The sequence below is a fragment of the Paracoccus sp. KR1-242 genome, from assembly GCF_049446195.1.
Lineage (GTDB): Bacteria > Pseudomonadota > Alphaproteobacteria > Rhodobacterales > Rhodobacteraceae > Paracoccus > Paracoccus broussonetiae.
The window spans coordinates 158,510-174,090 of the sequence record NZ_JBMSED010000008.1 but is presented as its reverse complement, the minus strand read 5'-3'; the positions used below and the strand labels follow the sequence as shown (position 1 = coordinate 174,090).

13 protein-coding genes are annotated in these 15,581 nt (G+C 64.9%); 7 read left to right on the top strand and 6 right to left on the bottom strand.

From position 1 onward, the window contains the following. The first annotated feature begins 14 nt into the window (after nucleotides 1-14). The 3 genes from ACO2Q4_RS13485 (at nucleotide 15) to ACO2Q4_RS13475 (ending at nucleotide 5,274) form a co-directional block, all read left to right on the top strand. Entirely contained in the window at nucleotides 15-1,520 is a 1,506-nt protein-coding gene (locus ACO2Q4_RS13485; protein WP_423319853.1) for a GumC family protein, read from the top strand. Continuing rightward, nucleotides 1,517-2,908: an oligosaccharide flippase family protein gene (locus tag ACO2Q4_RS13480; protein ID WP_311757490.1), complete on the top strand. Its 1,392-nt coding sequence runs from the start codon at nucleotides 1,517-1,519 to the stop codon at nucleotides 2,906-2,908. The genes ACO2Q4_RS13485 and ACO2Q4_RS13480 overlap by 4 nt, the downstream gene beginning before the upstream one ends. An 83-nt stretch (nucleotides 2,909-2,991) precedes the next feature. Then, a complete protein-coding gene (locus ACO2Q4_RS13475) occupies nucleotides 2,992-5,274 on the top strand; it encodes an NADP-dependent malic enzyme (protein ID WP_423319851.1) in 2,283 nt (760 codons plus the stop codon). 58 nt (nucleotides 5,275-5,332) lie between these two features. Here ACO2Q4_RS13475 and ACO2Q4_RS13470 read toward each other — a convergent pair whose 3' ends face one another. After that, nucleotides 5,333-6,223: a rhodanese-related sulfurtransferase gene (locus ACO2Q4_RS13470; protein ID WP_311757488.1), complete on the bottom strand. Its 891-nt coding sequence runs from the start codon at nucleotides 6,221-6,223 to the stop codon at nucleotides 5,333-5,335. Between the two features lie 99 nt (nucleotides 6,224-6,322). Here ACO2Q4_RS13470 and pncA point away from each other — a divergent pair, with 99 nt between their 5' ends. Both pncA and pncB read left to right on the top strand, forming a co-directional pair. Continuing rightward, nucleotides 6,323-6,919 carry a bifunctional nicotinamidase/pyrazinamidase gene (gene pncA / locus ACO2Q4_RS13465; protein ID WP_395131124.1) on the top strand — a complete coding sequence of 199 codons (597 nt, stop codon included), beginning with the start codon at nucleotides 6,323-6,325 and terminating at the stop codon, nucleotides 6,917-6,919. Then, on the top strand, nucleotides 6,916-8,226 hold the full coding sequence (pncB, locus tag ACO2Q4_RS13460; protein WP_423319848.1) for a nicotinate phosphoribosyltransferase: 1,311 nt from the start codon (nucleotides 6,916-6,918) through the stop codon (nucleotides 8,224-8,226). The genes pncA and pncB overlap by 4 nt, the downstream gene beginning before the upstream one ends. Nucleotides 8,227-8,238: 12 nt before the next feature. On the opposite strand, the gene ACO2Q4_RS13455 is transcribed toward pncB, so the two are convergent. Continuing rightward, entirely contained in the window at nucleotides 8,239-9,909 is a 1,671-nt protein-coding gene (locus ACO2Q4_RS13455; RefSeq protein WP_423319847.1) for an NAD+ synthase, read from the bottom strand. 131 nt (nucleotides 9,910-10,040) lie between these two features. Between ACO2Q4_RS13455 and ACO2Q4_RS13450 the strand changes: the two genes are divergently transcribed. Next, nucleotides 10,041-11,522 (top strand): 2-isopropylmalate synthase, encoded by a 1,482-nt coding sequence (locus ACO2Q4_RS13450; protein WP_423319845.1) that lies wholly within the window; start codon nucleotides 10,041-10,043, stop codon nucleotides 11,520-11,522. A 10-nt stretch (nucleotides 11,523-11,532) separates the two neighbouring features. On the opposite strand, the gene ACO2Q4_RS13445 is transcribed toward ACO2Q4_RS13450, so the two are convergent. The 3 genes from ACO2Q4_RS13445 to ACO2Q4_RS13435 are packed head-to-tail and all read right to left on the bottom strand — an operon-like array spanning nucleotide 11,533 to nucleotide 13,375. Beyond that, nucleotides 11,533-12,387: a carbon-nitrogen hydrolase family protein gene (locus tag ACO2Q4_RS13445; protein WP_311757806.1), complete on the bottom strand. Its 855-nt coding sequence runs from the start codon at nucleotides 12,385-12,387 to the stop codon at nucleotides 11,533-11,535. Between the two features lie 8 nt (nucleotides 12,388-12,395). Continuing rightward, nucleotides 12,396-12,977: a GNAT family N-acetyltransferase gene (locus ACO2Q4_RS13440; RefSeq protein WP_423319843.1), complete on the bottom strand. Its 582-nt coding sequence runs from the start codon at nucleotides 12,975-12,977 to the stop codon at nucleotides 12,396-12,398. After that, the gene (locus ACO2Q4_RS13435; RefSeq protein WP_395131118.1) at nucleotides 12,974-13,375 is read right to left on the bottom strand and encodes a ketosteroid isomerase-related protein; all 402 of its coding nucleotides are present in this window, start codon (nucleotides 13,373-13,375) and stop codon (nucleotides 12,974-12,976) included. Before ACO2Q4_RS13435 ends, ACO2Q4_RS13440 begins: the two co-directional genes overlap by 4 nt. 129 nt (nucleotides 13,376-13,504) lie before the next feature. Between ACO2Q4_RS13435 and ACO2Q4_RS13430 the strand changes: the two genes are divergently transcribed. Then, nucleotides 13,505-14,902, top strand: a complete 1,398-nt coding sequence (locus tag ACO2Q4_RS13430) for a phosphomannomutase (protein WP_423319841.1) — start codon at nucleotides 13,505-13,507, stop codon at nucleotides 14,900-14,902. On the opposite strand, the gene ACO2Q4_RS13425 is transcribed toward ACO2Q4_RS13430, so the two are convergent. Then, nucleotides 14,903-15,580, bottom strand: a complete 678-nt coding sequence (locus tag ACO2Q4_RS13425; protein WP_311757480.1) for an ABC transporter ATP-binding protein — start codon at nucleotides 15,578-15,580, stop codon at nucleotides 14,903-14,905. It abuts the gene before it with no gap. Between the last annotated feature and the right edge of the window lies 1 nt (nucleotide 15,581).

Sequence of the window (15,581 nt, the reverse complement as noted above, 5' to 3'; positions counted from 1 at the left end):
CAGGGATACCAGCTTTGGGACCAATTCAATCCTTGCCGGACCTCGTCTCGATGATATGGCGGCGCCTGCCGCTGGTGCTGACCATCATCGTGCTGGGCAATCTTGTCTCGTTCTACAAGATCGTGACCTCGCCGCGGGTCTATCAATCCTCGGCCGTGATCCAGATCGAGACCCCGGCGGCCATCGACGGGGGCGGCGACGCCTCGCTTCCGGCCTCGCGCCGGGTGCAGTTGATCGAGCAGCGGCTGATGGCGCGCACCAACATCCTTGACGTCATCCACCGTCTGCACCTGTTCGAGGACACACCCGGCCTGAGTGAAAGCGACAAGATCGCGGCGGTGCGCGTCTCGACCCGGATCGAAAGCATCACCACGCCGGGCGTTTCATCGGAATCGCGCATGTCTCTGGCCGCGATCGTCATCACTTCGCAGGCCGGGACGCCCGAGATGGCGGCGGCGATCGCCAACGATTTCGCCGACAGCGTGGTCAACCGCGACCGCGAGAACCGTCAGGCCCGGATCACCGAGGCCCGCCAATACCTGACGACCGAGGAAACCCGGCTTGGCGCCGAGCTTGCCGATACCGACCGCCAGCTGGCCGAGTTCAGTTCCAAGAACGAAGACGCGCTGCCCAGTTCGCAGGAATACATCCAGTCCGAATCGACCCAGCTGAACGAGGCCGAGAACAGCCTCGACCGCGAGATCATGGCCCTGCAGCGCGACCAGCTGACGCTGGAGACGGGCAGCGCGGACAACAACGGACGATCCTCGGCCTCGCTGGTCCAGCAGATCCGCAGCGCCGAGGTTGAACTGGCACAGGCGCGCCGGACCCTTGCCCCCGAGCACCCCGAGATCAAGCGGCTTGAGGAAAGCCTGAAGCGGCTGAATTCGGGCGGGCAGGCGGTGTCGGACATGGTGCGCCAGCACATGCAGTTGCTGGACGAGCAGCTTCGGCAGCTTAACGTGCAGAAACAGGCGATCCAGCACCGTCGCGAAGAGATCGAGAAGGCGCGCGCCGAGATGCCGCAGATCGCCCACGATCTTGAGAACATGACCCGCCAGCAGCGCCGCCTGCAGGATCGCTATGCTGAAATCTCGCGCCAGCTTGCCCAGGTCGAAACCCAGCAGATGCTGATGGACAACGACCAGGCCGAGCGCTTCGTGCTGCTGGAACGCGCCCTGCCGCCGGAATACGCGGCCATGTCGAACCGCAAGAAAAGCGCGGTTCTGGGGCTATTCGCGACCTTCGCCGCCTCGTTCGGCCTTGCCTTTGCGCTGGAGCTTCTCAACCCCGTTCTGCGCCGCAGCAGCCAGTTTGCACGCGCAACCGGCACCCAACCCGTGGTATCACTTACCTATCGTCCCAGTCGCCGCGAAATCCGCATCGCGCGTCTGAAGATCGTGTATATGGCGGTGTTGCTTGTGGTGGGGTTGTTCGTGGCGCTGTGGCTGATCGGCAAGATACCGGGCCTGCCGTCGCCCGGCATGGTCTCGACCGGGACGGAGAGGCTGGGCTCATGACCGACGAGGGCGGAGCGGCCGGGGCCGCTGCCCCCGCCGCCGGGGTCGAACCCAAGACCAAAAGCTTCGCCGCGCGCGCGATGGGCACAGGGGCGTGGTCGGTCGCGAATTTCGGCGTCAGCCAGATCCTGCGCCTGGCGTCGAATCTGGTGCTGACCCGGATCCTCAGCCCGGATGATTTCGGGCTGATGGCGCTGGTCTCCAGCTTCCTGATCGGGCTCAGCATGTTCAGCGACATGGGGCTTGGCCCCTCGATCATGCAAAGCAAGCGAGGGGATGACCCCGCCTTTCTGGATACGGCCTGGACGATCAAGGTGGTCCGCGGCTTCATCATCTTCGGGGCCGCGGTGATCTTTGCCTGGCCGCTCGCGCTGTTCTATGACGCGCCGGCCTTTGCCTGGGTGTTTCCGACTGCCGCCATCTCGATGGTGGTGGGGGGCTTTTTCCCGACCCGCATCGACACCGCCGCGCGCCATCTGCGTGTCGGTCGCCTGACGATGCTGGAGCTGTCGAACCAGCTGATTGGCATCCTGATCACCATCGTGGCGGCGCTGATCCTGCGCAACGTCTGGGCGCTGGTCTGGGGCAACGTGCTGGGTGCCTTCGTCCAGCTTGCCATGTTCCACTACATGCTGCCGGGCCATATCGACCGCTTCCGCATGGAAAAGGCTGCCCGCGACGAGATCGTGAAATTCGGCAAGTGGATCTTCTTCAGCACGATCTGCGGCTACCTGCTGTTCCAGGGCGACCGGCTGGTGCTGGGCCGCGTGCTGACGCTGGACCATCTGGGGATCTACAATATCGGGCAGTTCCTGGCGACCGTGCCGGCCGTCCTGGGCACGGCGATGTCGGGTCGGCTGTTCATCTCGGTCTATCGCGAGCACCCGCCGGGCGAAAGCGCCGAGAACCGGCGCACCCTGATGCGCGTGCGCGCGGTTTTCACCCTGGTGCTTGTGCTGCTTGCGATCACGCTGGCGCTGATCGGCCCCTGGCTCGTCAACCACCTGTATGATGCGCGCTATGAAAGGGCGGGGGGCATCCTGGTTGCCATCGCCTGCATCCAGATGCTGCTGGTGATCCCGCTGAACTATGAATGCGCGGCGCTTGCGGCGGGGGATTCCCGCGGCTTCTTCGTGCTGCAATCCAGCCGCGCCCTGGTGTATTTCGCGCTCGTGCTGGTCGGGGCCTGGCTCTATGGGCTGACCGGGATGCTGGCCGGGCAAGCGCTGGCGCAGTTGGCGTGCTATCCCGTTTCGGTCTGGCTGGCGCGGCGGCATCAGGCCTGGGATCCGCGCCACGATCTGGTCATGGCCGCGCTGGCGGTCGCGGGGGGCTGCACCGCGTTGATGATGCATCGCGACGTCATTTCCGCTGCGCTGCTGCATTGATTATGGCTGCATTGCAGCAATTTTATGCTCTTCTGCCCGGCCTGACGCTCCGTTAAGGAGGCGAAAAATCAGGAGGACATCGCATGAGCGACGACAACACCCCCCGCCGGTCCAGGATCACGCCCGAGGAGGCGCTGGCCTATCACCTTGAACCGCGGCCGGGCAAATACGATATCGTCGCCTCGACCCCGATGGCCACCCAGCGCGACCTGTCGCTGGCCTATTCGCCGGGGGTTGCCGTTCCGGTCGAAGCGATCGCCGCGCGCCCCGAAACCGCCTATGACTATACCGTCAAGGGCAACATGGTCGCCGTCATCTCGAACGGGACCGCGATCCTGGGTCTTGGAAATCTTGGCGCGCTGGCCTCGAAACCGGTGATGGAAGGCAAGGCGGTGCTGTTCAAGCGCTTCGCCGACGTGAACGCCATCGACATCGAGCTGGATACCGAGGACCCGGACGAGATCATCAATGCGGTCAGGCTGATGGGGCCGACCTTCGGCGGAATCAACCTTGAAGACATCAAGGCGCCGGAATGCTTCATCATCGAGCAGCGCCTGAAAGAGCTGATGGACATTCCCGTCTTCCACGACGACCAGCACGGCACCGCGGTCATCTGCGCAGCGGGCCTGCTCAACGCGCTGGAACTGTCGGGCAAGAAGATCGAGGATGTCCGCATCGTCCTGAACGGCGCGGGCGCGGCCGGGATCGCCTGTCTGGAACTGCTCAAGTCCATGGGTGCGCGGCATGAAAACTGCATCATGTGCGACACCAAGGGCGTGATCTATCAAGGCCGCACCGAGGGCATGAACCAGTGGAAATCGGCCCATGCGGTGAAGACCGACCTGCGCACGCTGGATGAGGCGATGAAGGGCTGCGACGTGTTCCTGGGTGTCTCGGCCAAGGGCGCCGTGACGCAGGCGATGGTCATGTCGATGGCCGAGAACCCGGTGATCTTCGCGATGGCGAACCCCGATCCCGAGATCACCCCGGAAGAGGCGCATGAAGTCCGCCCCGACGCGATCGTGGCGACGGGGCGCTCGGACTATCCGAACCAGGTGAACAACGTCCTGGGCTTTCCCTATCTGTTCCGCGGCGCGCTGGACATCCACGCCCGCGCCATCAATGACGAGATGAAGATCGCCTGCGCGCAGGCACTGGCCGCGCTGGCGCGCGAGGACGTGCCGGACGAGGTGGCGGTGGCCTATGGTCGCAAGCTGCAATTCGGCCGCGACTACATCATTCCGACGCCCTTCGATCCGCGGCTGATCCATGTCGTGCCGCCCGCCGTCGCGCAGGCTGGCATGGAAACCGGCGTCGCCCGCCGCCCGATCATCGACATGGAGGGATATGTCCAGTCGTTGAAGGCCCGGATGGATCCGACGGCCGCCGTCCTGCAGGGTATCCACGCCCGCGCCCGTCAGGCGCAGGCGCGCATGATCTTTGCCGAGGGTGACGATCCCCGCGTGCTGCGCGCCGCCGTCGCCTGGCAGCGTGGCGGCATGGGCCAATCGCTGGTCGTGGGCCGCGAAGCCGACGTCAAGGAAAAGCTGGAAGCCGCCGGCATGGGCGATGCGGTGCGCGAGATCACGGTCGTCAACGCGTCGAACTCGCGCCATCTCGACCAGTATCACGAGACGCTGTACGCGCGCCTTCAGCGTAAGGGGCTGGACCGCGAGGATATCAACAAGCTGGCCAACCGTGACCGCCACGTCTTTGCGGCGCTGATGCTGGCGCATGGGCATGGCGACGGATTGGTGACGGGGGCCACGCGCAAGAACGCGCATGTGCTGGCGCAGATCGGCAGGGTTTTCGACGTGACCCCGGCGGATGGCGCGGTCGGCATCACGGCGGTCCTGCACAAGGGCCGAGTCATCCTGATGGGCGACACGCTGGTCCATGAATGGCCCGAGGCCGAGGATCTGGCCGACATCGCCACCCGTGGCGCCCATGTGGCGCGCGGGCTGGGTCTGGACCCGCGGGTCGCCTTCCTGTCCTTCTCGAACTTCGGCTATCCGGTCAGCGAGCGCGCTGTGAAGATGGCCCATGCGACCGAGGTGCTGGATGCCCGCAAGGTCGATTTCGAGTATGAGGGCGAGATGACCGTCGATGTGGCGCTGAACCCGTCGCAGGCGGCGAAATACCCGTTCTCGCGCCTGACCGGCCCGGCGAACGTACTGGTCGTGCCGGCGCGCCATTCGGCCTCGATCTCGGTCAAGCTGCTGCAAGAGGTCGCGGGCGCGACGGTGATCGGCCCGATCCTGACCGGCGTGCCGCAGCCGATCCAGATCTGCTCGACCGGGTCATCGGTCAACGACATCCTGAACATGGCCGCAATCGCCGCGGGCCGTCTGGGTCAGGTGAAATAAGGCTTGCGGGCCGGTCGTTCCGACCGGCCCCAACCCCTTTGGACGCGCCGCAGGCGGATCACCCCTCGCCGAAGCACTCGCCCCGATCCGCCTGCCTCTGCCGTTCGCGGAAGCGGGCGCGGTCCGCCTCGTCATATTCCGATGCGCAGCGGTGGCAGGACACGCCTTCCTCATAGTCCGGGTGGTCGCGATCCTTGGGGGAAAGCGGGCGGCGGCAGGCGTGGCACAGTTCGTGCTGCCCGGGTTTCAGCCCGTGACCCAGACTGACGCGCTTGTCGAAGACAAAGCATTCGCCCTGCCACAGGCTTTCGGCCTCGGGGACATCCTCAAGGTATTTCAGGATGCCGCCCTTCAGGTGAAAGACCTCGGGGACGCCTTCGCCCAGCAGGAAGTTGGTCGATTTCTCGCAGCGAATACCGCCGGTGCAGAACATCGCGATGCGCTTGTTGTGAAAGCGGTGCGCATTCTCGCGCCACCAGTCCGGGAAGTCGCGGAAGGTCTTCGTTCCCGGATCGACGGCGCCGGAAAAACTGCCGATCTCGACCTCGTAATCGTTGCGGGTGTCGATCACGGCGACATCGGGGTCGCTGATCAGCGCATTCCAGTCCTTTGCCTCGACATAATGCCCGACCGAGGCGAGCGGATCGACATCGGGCTGGCCCATGGTCACGATCTCGCGCTTCAGACGGACCTTCATCCGGCCAAAGGGCATGGTCTGCGCGGGGCTTTCCTTCCAGTCCAGCGCCGCGCATCCGGGCAACGCGCGGATATGCGCCAGGACCGCGTCGATACCTTCGCGGGTGCCCGCGATGGTGCCGTTGATCCCCTCGGGGGCAAGCAGCAGGGTGCCACGGACCCCCAGCGAACAGCAAAGTTTCGCCAGCGGCCCCTGCAGGCTTGCGGGGTCGGAAAAGCGGGTGAAATGGTAAAGTGCTGCGACGATCATCATGCGCAGGGATTAAGTCCGCTTTGCGCGCCATTCAACCCGTCGGCATTGACGCCCCCCCGGCAGGACCCTACGACAACGTGAAAAGAGGAGGGGGCCCCAATGACAAAAACCCTGATCGTGGTCGATCTGCAGGTCGATTTCTGTCCCGGCGGAAAGCTGGCTGTCGCAGGGGGGGACGAGATCGTCGCCCCGATCAACGAGATGATGGCGGATTTCGACAGCGTGATCCTGACGCAGGACTGGCACCCTGCCAGCCATACCAGCTTTGCCGACAACCACCCCGGCGCGATGCCGTTTTCCCTGACCCAGATGCCCTATGGCCCGCAAGTGCTGTGGCCCGCGCATTGCGTCATCGGGACGCCCGGCGCGGAATTCCATCCGGGGCTGGACCGCTCGCGCGCGGAAACCGTGATCCGCAAGGGCTTTCGCCCGACGATCGACAGCTATTCCGCCTTTTTCGAGAATGACGGCCGGACGCCGACCGGGCTGACCGGATACCTGCGGGAACGCAAGCTTGAGAAGCTGTACTTCGTTGGCCTGGCGCATGACTTCTGCGTGGCATGGTCGGCGCTGGACGCGATCCATCAGGGCTTTGAAGTCACCGTGATCGAGGATGCGACGCGGGCCATCGACCTGAACGGCTCGCGCGAGACGGCCCGGATCAAGATGCGCGAAGCGGGGATCAGCCTGATATGATGACGCCAACGGTCGATATCGCGACGCGGGTCTATAACCACAAATGGAAGATCGACCCGATCGTCAGATCCCTGATCGACACCGACTTCTACAAGCTGCTGATGTGCCAGTCGGTGTTTCGCAACAGCCCCGACACGAACGTCACCTTCAGCCTGATCAACCGCACGACCCGAGTCCGGCTGGCCGAGCTGATCGACGAGGGAGAGCTGCGCGAGCAGCTTGACTATGTGCGCGGGCTGTCCCTGGCGCGGGGCGAAAGCACCTGGCTGCGCGGCAATACCTTTTACGGCAAGCGCCAGATGTTCCGCCCAGACTTCATGGAGTTTCTCGAGAATCTGCGCCTGCCGGCCTATCACCTGGAAAAAAGGGATGGGCAATACGAGCTGACCTTCGAAGGCAAGTGGCCCGAGGTGATGCTGTGGGAAATTCCCGCGCTGGCCATCATCATGGAACTGCGCTCGCGCGCGATCCTGAAGGAAATGGGCCGGTTCGAACTGCAGGTGCTTTACGCCCGTGCCATGACGCGGCTGTGGGAAAAGATCGAAAGGCTGCGCGAGCTTGGTCCAGAGCTGCGCATCGCCGATTTCGGCACGCGGCGGCGGCACAGCTTCCTGTGGCAGGACTGGTGCGTGCAGGCCATGATCGAGGGGCTGGGGGATGAACGCTTCATCGGCACCTCGAACTGCCTGATCGCCATGCGCCGCGACATCGAGGCCATCGGCACCAACGCGCATGAACTGCCGATGGTCTATGCCGCGCTTGCCGATACCGAAGATGAGCTGCGCCAGGCCCCTTATCGCGTGCTGGCGGATTGGCACGAAGAGCACGAGGGCAACCTGCGCATCATCCTGCCCGACACCTATGGGACCGAGTCGTTCCTGGCCAAGGCACCCGACTGGCTGGCCAAGTGGACCGGTATCCGCATCGATTCCGGCGATCCCGCCGTCGGGGCCGAAACCGCCATCGCCTGGTGGAAAAGCCGGGGCGAGGATCCGCGCGAAAAGCTGATCATCTTCTCGGACGGGCTGGATGTCGAAAAGATCGAGGAGCTGTTCCACCGTTTCCGGGGCAGGGCCAAGGTCAGCTTCGGCTGGGGCACGCTGTTGACGAACGATCTGCGCGGGCTGGTGCCGGGCGACGGGCTTGCGCCCTTTTCGCTGGTCTGCAAGGCGGTCGCGGCCGAAGGGTGCCCGACGGTCAAGCTGTCGGACAACCCGGAAAAGGCGACCGGCCCCCGCGACGAGGTCGAGCGTTATCGCCGCGTCTTCGGCACGGGCGAGCAGGAGCCGATGGAGGTCGTCGTCTGATGCGGCCCGCCCCTAGAGGCGGTCGCGCCAGCGATTGACCAGCGGATAGCGGCGGTCAAGCCAAAAGGCCTTGGTCGAGATGCGCGGGCCGGGCGCGGACTGGAAGCGTTTCCATTCGCTGCCATAAAGCAGCGTCTCGACCCGCTTCACCGTCTCGGGGTCGAAGCCCTGCGCGACTAGGTCCTTCAGTGACAGATCCTTTTCGACCAGTCCCTCAAGGATCGCGTCCAGCACTTCATAGGGGGGCAGGCTGTCTTCGTCCTTCTGGTCGGGACGCAGTTCGGCCGAAGGCGGCTTCGAGATGATGCGCGGCGGCACGACTTCGCCCTCCGGGCCCATCATCCAGTCGCGGTGGTTTGCGTTCCGCCAGCGGCAGGTCTGGAACACGCGGGTCTTGTAAAGATCCTTGATCGGATTGTAGCCGCCCGCCATGTCGCCATAGATCGTGGCATAGCCGACCGCGACCTCGGACTTGTTGCCGGTCGTCAGCAGCAATTCCCCGAATTTGTTGGAAATCGCCATCAGCATGACGCCGCGCAGGCGCGACTGGATGTTCTCTTCGGTGATGTCGGGCGTCGTGCCTGCCATCAGGTGGTCAAGCGCGTCCCCGACCGCATCGCGCGCGCCGTCGATCTGGACGGTATCCAGCCGTGCGCCGAGCCGACGGGCACAATCGGCGGCATCGTCCAGGCTTTCCTTTGAGGTATATTCGCTGGGCAGCATCACGCAGCGTACATTCTGGGCGCCGACGGCATCGCTGGCGATCGTGGCGACCAGCGCCGAATCGATGCCGCCCGACATGCCCAGCACCACCTTGCGGAAGCCGGATTTGCGCATGTAGTCGCGCAGCCCCTCGGTCATGGCGCGGTAATCCTGTTCCCATTCGTCGGGCTGGTGATCAAGCCGCCCCGGAACGGCGCGCCAGCCATCGGGCGTGCGCTGGAAATCGACATGCTCGACCATCTCGTCGAAGGGCGACAATTGCAGCACCTTGACCGCCCCGCCATCTGGGCCGGGATTCAGGATGAAGCTGGCCCCGTCATAGACCTGATCGTCCTGGCCGCCGACCGAGTTCAGATAGATCAGCGGCAGGTCGCTTTCGACGACACGGGCGACCATGTGGCCCATGCGCAAGTCCAGCTTGCCCCGGTGATAGGGGCTGCCATTCGGCACCAGCAGGATTTCGGCCCCGGTCTCGGCCAGCGTTTCGGTGACTTCGGGCCACCAGGCATCCTCGCAGATCGGGCTGCCGATGCGCAGCGGCCCGATGCGATAGGGGCCGCTGACCGGGCCCGAGTTGAACAGCCGCCATTCGTCGAAAAGCTGCTTGTGGGGCAGAACATGCTTCAACACGCGGGCCACGACCTTGCCCCCGGCCAGGATCCAATAGGCGTTGTAAAGCCGGTCACCTTCGGCCAGCGGGCCGCCGATGCCGATGGCCGGCCCCTCGGCGCAGTCCCGCGCCAGGGTCTCGATCTCGGCCATGGCGTCGCGGGTGAAGCCGGGCTTCAGCACCAGATCCTGCGTCTGATAGCCGGTGATGAACATCTCGGGCAAAGCCAGCATGTCCGCCCCAGCGTCGCGCGCCGCCTGCCAGGCCGTCCGGGCCTTGGCCGCGTTGCCCGGCAGGTCCCCCACCGTCGGGTTGAGCTGTCCAAGGGTAAGGCGGAACGTTTCGGCCATGCCAGGGTCCTTTCCGAATATGCGGCCCCGTAGATAGGCCAGCCCGCGACAAAGGAAAAGTCGGGCTTTGCGCCGAGCACGGCCTTGCGGTAGACGGGGGCAAAAGAAGCATAATGGCGGAGGCAGGACCGATGAAGGCAGCCCTTCTCGCTTGCGCGATCATCCTGACGGGCACCGGCATGGCCGGGGCACAATCCGTCATCAAGAAGCAGTATGACGATGGCGGCGTCTATGAAGGGACGTTCCGCAACGGCAAGCAGCATGGGCGCGGGACGTATCGCCTGCCGTCCGGCTATGAATACACCGGCGACTGGCTGGATGGCGAAATCCTGGGCCAGGGTCGCGCCAAGTTCCCGAACGGCTCGGTCTATGATGGCAGTTTTGCCAAGGGCAAGCCGAATGGCAAGGGCAAGATCACCTATGCCGATGGCGGCACCTATGACGGCGACTGGCTGGACGGGCAGATTACCGGGCAGGGCGTCGCGACCTATGCCAATGGCTCGGTCTATCAGGGCGGGTTCATCAATGCCCTGCATGACGGCAAGGGCGTGCTGACCCAGCCCAACGGCTATCGCTTCGACGGCGACTGGAAGCAGGGCGTCAAGGAAGGCCGCGGCAAGATCACTTATCCCGACGGCGCCACCTATGAGGGCGAGATGAAGGCCAACCTGCGTGCCGGGCAGGGGCGGCTGCAGATGCCCGACGGGCTGGTCTATGAAGGCGGCTGGGTCGCGGGTCAGATGGCCGGGCAGGGCAAGCTGGTCCAGCCCTCGGGCGACACCTTTGAGGGGCGTTTTGCCAATGGCAAGCGCGAGGGGCGCGGCGTCGCACTGTACGCCAATGGTGACCGCTATGACGGCGAGTTTCGCGGTGACAAGCGCGCGGGAAATGGCACGTTCACGGGCGCGGACGGCTATGTCTATGCCGGGGACTGGGTCGAAGGCCGGATGGAGGGGCTGGGCCGGATCACCTATCCCGACGGCTCGGTCTATGAAGGCGCACTGAAGGCCGACATGCCAGATGGCCGTGGGCTGATCACCTATCCCGACGGTTCCAGCTATGACGGTGACTGGGTCGCCGGCGTGATCGAGGGGCAGGGGCTGGCGAAATACGCGAACGGCCTGGTCTATGAGGGCGGCTTCAAGCGCGGCCGGAACGAGGGCCAAGGCCGCATGACCTATCCCGACGGCTATGTCTATAACGGCGCGTGGCGCGACGGGCAGCGGCATGGCGAGGGGCAGGCGACCTATCAGGACGGCACCACCTATGACGGCTCGTTCGTCGCCGGGCTGCGCCAAGGCAAGGGCCGCCTGATCACGCCAGACGGGTTCCGCTTTGAAGGCGGCTGGAAGGAAGGCGAGATCGACGGAGAGGGCGTCGCCACCTATGCCAATGGCGATGTCTATACCGGCCATTTCGTGGACGGAAAGCGCCAGGGGCAGGGTGTGATGCGCTATTCGACCGGGCAGGTCGCGGCGGGCGACTGGAACGACAACAGCTTGGCCCAGCCCCAGCCCGTCGATGGCGTTGCCCCGCAAGGGGGCGCCGCGCCGGGTGCGACACCCGATGCGGCCGTGCCCGCCGAGCCGAAGGCCGAGCCGCCCCCGGCCTGAGCCGGGGCGATCAGATGATCGCGCTGGCCTGGCTCTCGGGCCAATGGGCAAAGGGCAGGACGCGCCCGTCCTCGCGGCTTTGGCGGACCTTGTCCAGGTCGATGCGGGCCTTGACCCAGCCGGCGCGGTCCATCTCGCCCTCGGCCAGAATGCCGGTTTCGGGCCATACCCCGTCAGAGGGCGCATAGATCGCGGCCTTGCCCCGATTCTCGTCGATGGCGGGATTCCAGTCGCACAGGCCGACGGTCGGCGAATGGACGACGACGCACTGGCTTTCCAGCGCGCGTGCCATGGCGCCGATCCGCACCCGGTTGAAGCCCGCGACCGTGTCGGTGCAGGAAGGCGTCAGGATGACCTCGACCCCGGCTTCGGCCAGTTGGCGCGCAAGCAGGGGGAATTCGCTGTCATAGCAGATCAGGATGCCCAGCTTGCCGACCGGCGTGTCGAAGACGCGCAGGCCGGGCGCGCCCTGAACCTTCCATTCGTCGCGTTCGAAGCGCGTCATGATCTGCTTGTCCTGATGGCCGATCCGGCCTTCCGGACCGAACAGGACGGCCCGGTTCAGCGGACGCCCTTCCGAGAAGTAGGGGCCCGAGGCGGCAAGGATATGGATGCCATGCGCAGCCGCCAACTCGACATGCAGCGCGTCGCGCGCGGCTTCGTGGCGGGCAACCTCGTGCAGCGAGGCTTCAAGGTTGGACGCGACGTCCTTGCCCCCAAGCGAGGCAAGCTCCATCGCGCCATATTCGGGAAAGACCAGCAGGTCGCAATCTGCGGCAGCTTCGACCCAGCGGGTCAGCTTTGCACGATAGGCGTCAAAGTCGTCGAACCAGTCGAAATGATAGGCGGCGGCGGCGATCTTGATTTCGCGTGTCACAGGCTTTTCATCCAGAATTGCAGCGGTTTCTTGGTCGAAACCGGCGCGTCGATGTCCTTCCAGTCGAACTCCGCGACGACGCCGGAAAGGGGCTCATATCCCCTTTTGCGCCAGAAGTCATCAAGCGGTCGATAATCGGCCGGCCGCAAGGGATGATCCGGAGGGCGCTGCACGCTGCAAAACGCGCTGAAGCGGCGGCCAAGCGCGCGCGCCTGCGCCTCGCGCCCGTCGAAAAAGACGTGGCCCAAGCCGTGTCCGCGCCAGTCCGGCAGCAGGACGGATTCCGCGCAATAGAAGATCTCGTCCAGCCGCTCGGGGCGTCCGGCAAAGGCCGCGGCAAAGTCTTCGGCGTGGTGTTCCATCGGCGCGCCGGTCGAGGCTCCGACCATCCGCGCCCCGTCATAGGCCGCGACGACGACCGCGCCCGGCGCCTGATAGACTTTCAGATAGTCGCGTTCATAGTCCAGGTCGCCGTCATACAGATAGGGCCAGGTGCGAAAGACCTCGATCCGCAGCCGCGCCAGGTCGTCCAGCACCGCCGCGACCGCATCGTCCGTCAGGATCTCGGTCCGGATCACGCGGAAACCTGCCGCATCCAGTCGGCCAGGTTGTAGTAGGTGGTGACGCGCGCGATCTTGCCGTCGCGGATGGTGAAGAAGGCCCCGGCGGGCAGGACGTATTTCTGGCCCTTCGCCTCGGGCAGCCCTTCATCCGTGGCCAGATAGGTGCCGTTCACGACGAACTCCGCCGCAGCGCGGTCTCCGGCCTCGTTGGCGAAGACGACGATGTCGGTCAGTTCCTCGCGATAGCTGGACGTCATGTGGGCATTGAACTCGCGGAACTTCTCGCGGCCGCGCCGGATGCCGCCTTCGTTGACGTGATGTTCGACCTCGTCATGCAGATAGGTCAGCATCTCGTCGGTACGGCCCGCGTTGAAGGCGGCGTAATAGGCGGTGATCAGGGCTTTGCTGTCCATGTCTGTCCTCGTTTCGGGTTTGGGACTTGTTAACCCGGACCGCATCTTTCGTCACCTGCATCCTTGGGATGACATTCCAAAGCCATCCGCGCTGGTGTAGCCATGATCGCAGATCAAAGGAGCCTCGTGATGCCCGCTGCGACCCAGACCCTGCCGCCCCGGCGGATCGACTGCTTCAAGGCCTATGACGTCCGCGGCAGGCTGGGCAGCGAACTGGACGAGGATGTCGCCTATCGCATTGGGCGCGCCTTTGCCCAGATGCGGCGCGCGCGCAAGGTGATCGTGGGCCGAGACGGCCGCGAAAGCTCGCCTGTGCTGGCCGCGGCGCTGATCCGCGGGCTGAACGACGGCGGCGCCGATGTCCGCGACCTGGGCCTTGCGGGAACCGAGGAGATGTATTTCGCCACCGCCCATTTCGGCGCGGATGGCGGGATCGAGGTCACCGCCTCGCACAATCCCATCGACTATAACGGGATGAAACTGGTCGGCCCGGGGGCGGCCCCGCTGGACCCCGATACCGAGTTCGCGGATCTGGCGGCGCTGGCTCGATCGGGTGAGTTTGCGCCGATCGGGGTCAGGGGCAGCACCAGCGACTTTCCAGAGGCGCGGGCCATCTATGCCGCGGCTGTGGTGGATTTCGTCGATGCGACGGCGCTGCGCCCGATGACGGTGCTGGTCAATGCCGGGAATGGCGCGGCCGGTCCCGCATTCGACGCGATCGCGGACGAACTTGCACGTCGGGGTGCGCCGCTGCGCTTTGTCAGGATCAACCATGAACCGGACGCGGGCTTCCCGAATGGCATTCCGAACCCCCTGCTGCCGGAAAACCAGCCGATGACCGCGGATGCGGTCCGGGCGCATGGCGCAGATCTGGGTGTTGCATGGGACGGGGATTTCGACCGCTGCTTCTTTTTCGACGGCACGGGACAGTTCATTCCGGGGGAGTATATCGTCGGGCTGCTGGCGACCGCCTTTCTGGAAAAGCATCCCGGCGAGCGGATCGTCCATGACCCGCGCGTCGTCCTGAACACCCGCGACATGATCGCGCGCGCTGGCGGGATTGCCGTGCAGGCCCGGACCGGCCATGCCTTCGTCAAGCGCGCCATGCGCCAGAATGACGCGATCTATGGCGGCGAGATGTCGGCGCATCACTATTTTCGCGACTTCCACTTTGCCGATAGCGGCATGGTGCCCTGGCTTCTGGTGGCCGGGCTTCTGTCCGCTCAGAACGTCTCGCTGGCCGACCTGCTTGCAGCGCGGATCGCGGCCTTCCCCTCATCCGGGGAGATCAACTTCCGGCTGGAAGATCCCGCAACTGCCATCGCCCGCGTGGTCGCGAAGTTCGAGCCGCTGGCGATTCGCAAGGATGAGACAGACGGCATCAGCCTGGAATTTGCCGATTGGCGGTTCAACCTGCGCTCGTCGAATACCGAGCCTGTCGTGCGGCTGAACGTCGAATCCGTGGGCGATGCCGTCTTGGTTGCGTCGCGCGCCCAGGAAATCGGCGCGCTGCTGCTTGGCAGCTGATCAGTCGCCGACGACGTCGGGAGGCACGCGCAGGATCGATTCATGCAGGGCGATGGCTTCGTCCAGATCGCGAAAGACCCGCAACCGCCCGCGATCCAGCACTGCGCCCATGGTGCACATCTCGCGGATCATGGGCATCGAGTGGCTGACGACGATGGCGCCGGACTTCTTCATCCGCTCGTTGAAGACACGCTGCGACTTCGACCGGAAATCGGCATCGCCGACGCTGGTCACCTCGTCCACCAGATAGGTGTCGAAATAGATCCCCATGCTGGTGCCCATTGCCAAGCGCGAGCGCATCCCCGAGGAATAGCTTGCGAAAGGCTGGTGGTAATGCTGCCCCAGTTCCGCGAATTCCGCGACGTAATCGACCAGCTCGTCGGTATCGACACCATAGATCCGGGCGACGAAGCGCACGTTCTGCGCGCCTGTCAGCTCGTTGTGAAAGCTGCCGGCGAAGCCCACGGGCCAGGAAATCGTGCCATCGGAATAGACCCGGCCCGAGGTGGGCGAGACCGTGCCCGCGATCATTCGCAGCAGCGTCGATTTCCCCGCACCGTTCCGGCCAAGCAGCGCGACCGAGGCCCCAGTCGGGAACAAGGCGTTGATATTGTTCGCAACCAAGGTCTTGCGGCCTTTCAGCCGGTAAAGCTTGGTCAGATTTTCCAGCCGGATCATG

Excerpts from the sequence above, each read along its gene's own strand:
- ACO2Q4_RS13475 (WP_423319851.1), top strand. The coding sequence starts at position 2,992 with ATGAGCGACGACAACACCCCCCGCCGGTCCAGGATCACGCCCGAGGAG.
- ACO2Q4_RS13455 (WP_423319847.1), bottom strand. The coding sequence starts at position 9,909 with ATGGCCGAAACGTTCCGCCTTACCCTTGGACAGCTCAACCCGACGGTG.
- ACO2Q4_RS13470 (WP_311757488.1), bottom strand. The coding sequence starts at position 6,223 with ATGATGATCGTCGCAGCACTTTACCATTTCACCCGCTTTTCCGACCCC.
- ACO2Q4_RS13430 (WP_423319841.1), top strand. The coding sequence starts at position 13,505 with ATGCCCGCTGCGACCCAGACCCTGCCGCCCCGGCGGATCGACTGCTTC.
- ACO2Q4_RS13435 (WP_395131118.1), bottom strand. The coding sequence starts at position 13,375 with ATGGACAGCAAAGCCCTGATCACCGCCTATTACGCCGCCTTCAACGCG.
- ACO2Q4_RS13450 (WP_423319845.1), top strand. The coding sequence starts at position 10,041 with ATGAAGGCAGCCCTTCTCGCTTGCGCGATCATCCTGACGGGCACCGGC.
- pncA (WP_395131124.1), top strand. The coding sequence starts at position 6,323 with ATGACAAAAACCCTGATCGTGGTCGATCTGCAGGTCGATTTCTGTCCC.
- ACO2Q4_RS13425 (WP_311757480.1), bottom strand. The coding sequence starts at position 15,580 with ATGATCCGGCTGGAAAATCTGACCAAGCTTTACCGGCTGAAAGGCCGC.
- ACO2Q4_RS13480 (WP_311757490.1), top strand. The coding sequence starts at position 1,517 with ATGACCGACGAGGGCGGAGCGGCCGGGGCCGCTGCCCCCGCCGCCGGG.
- pncB (WP_423319848.1), top strand. The coding sequence starts at position 6,916 with ATGATGACGCCAACGGTCGATATCGCGACGCGGGTCTATAACCACAAA.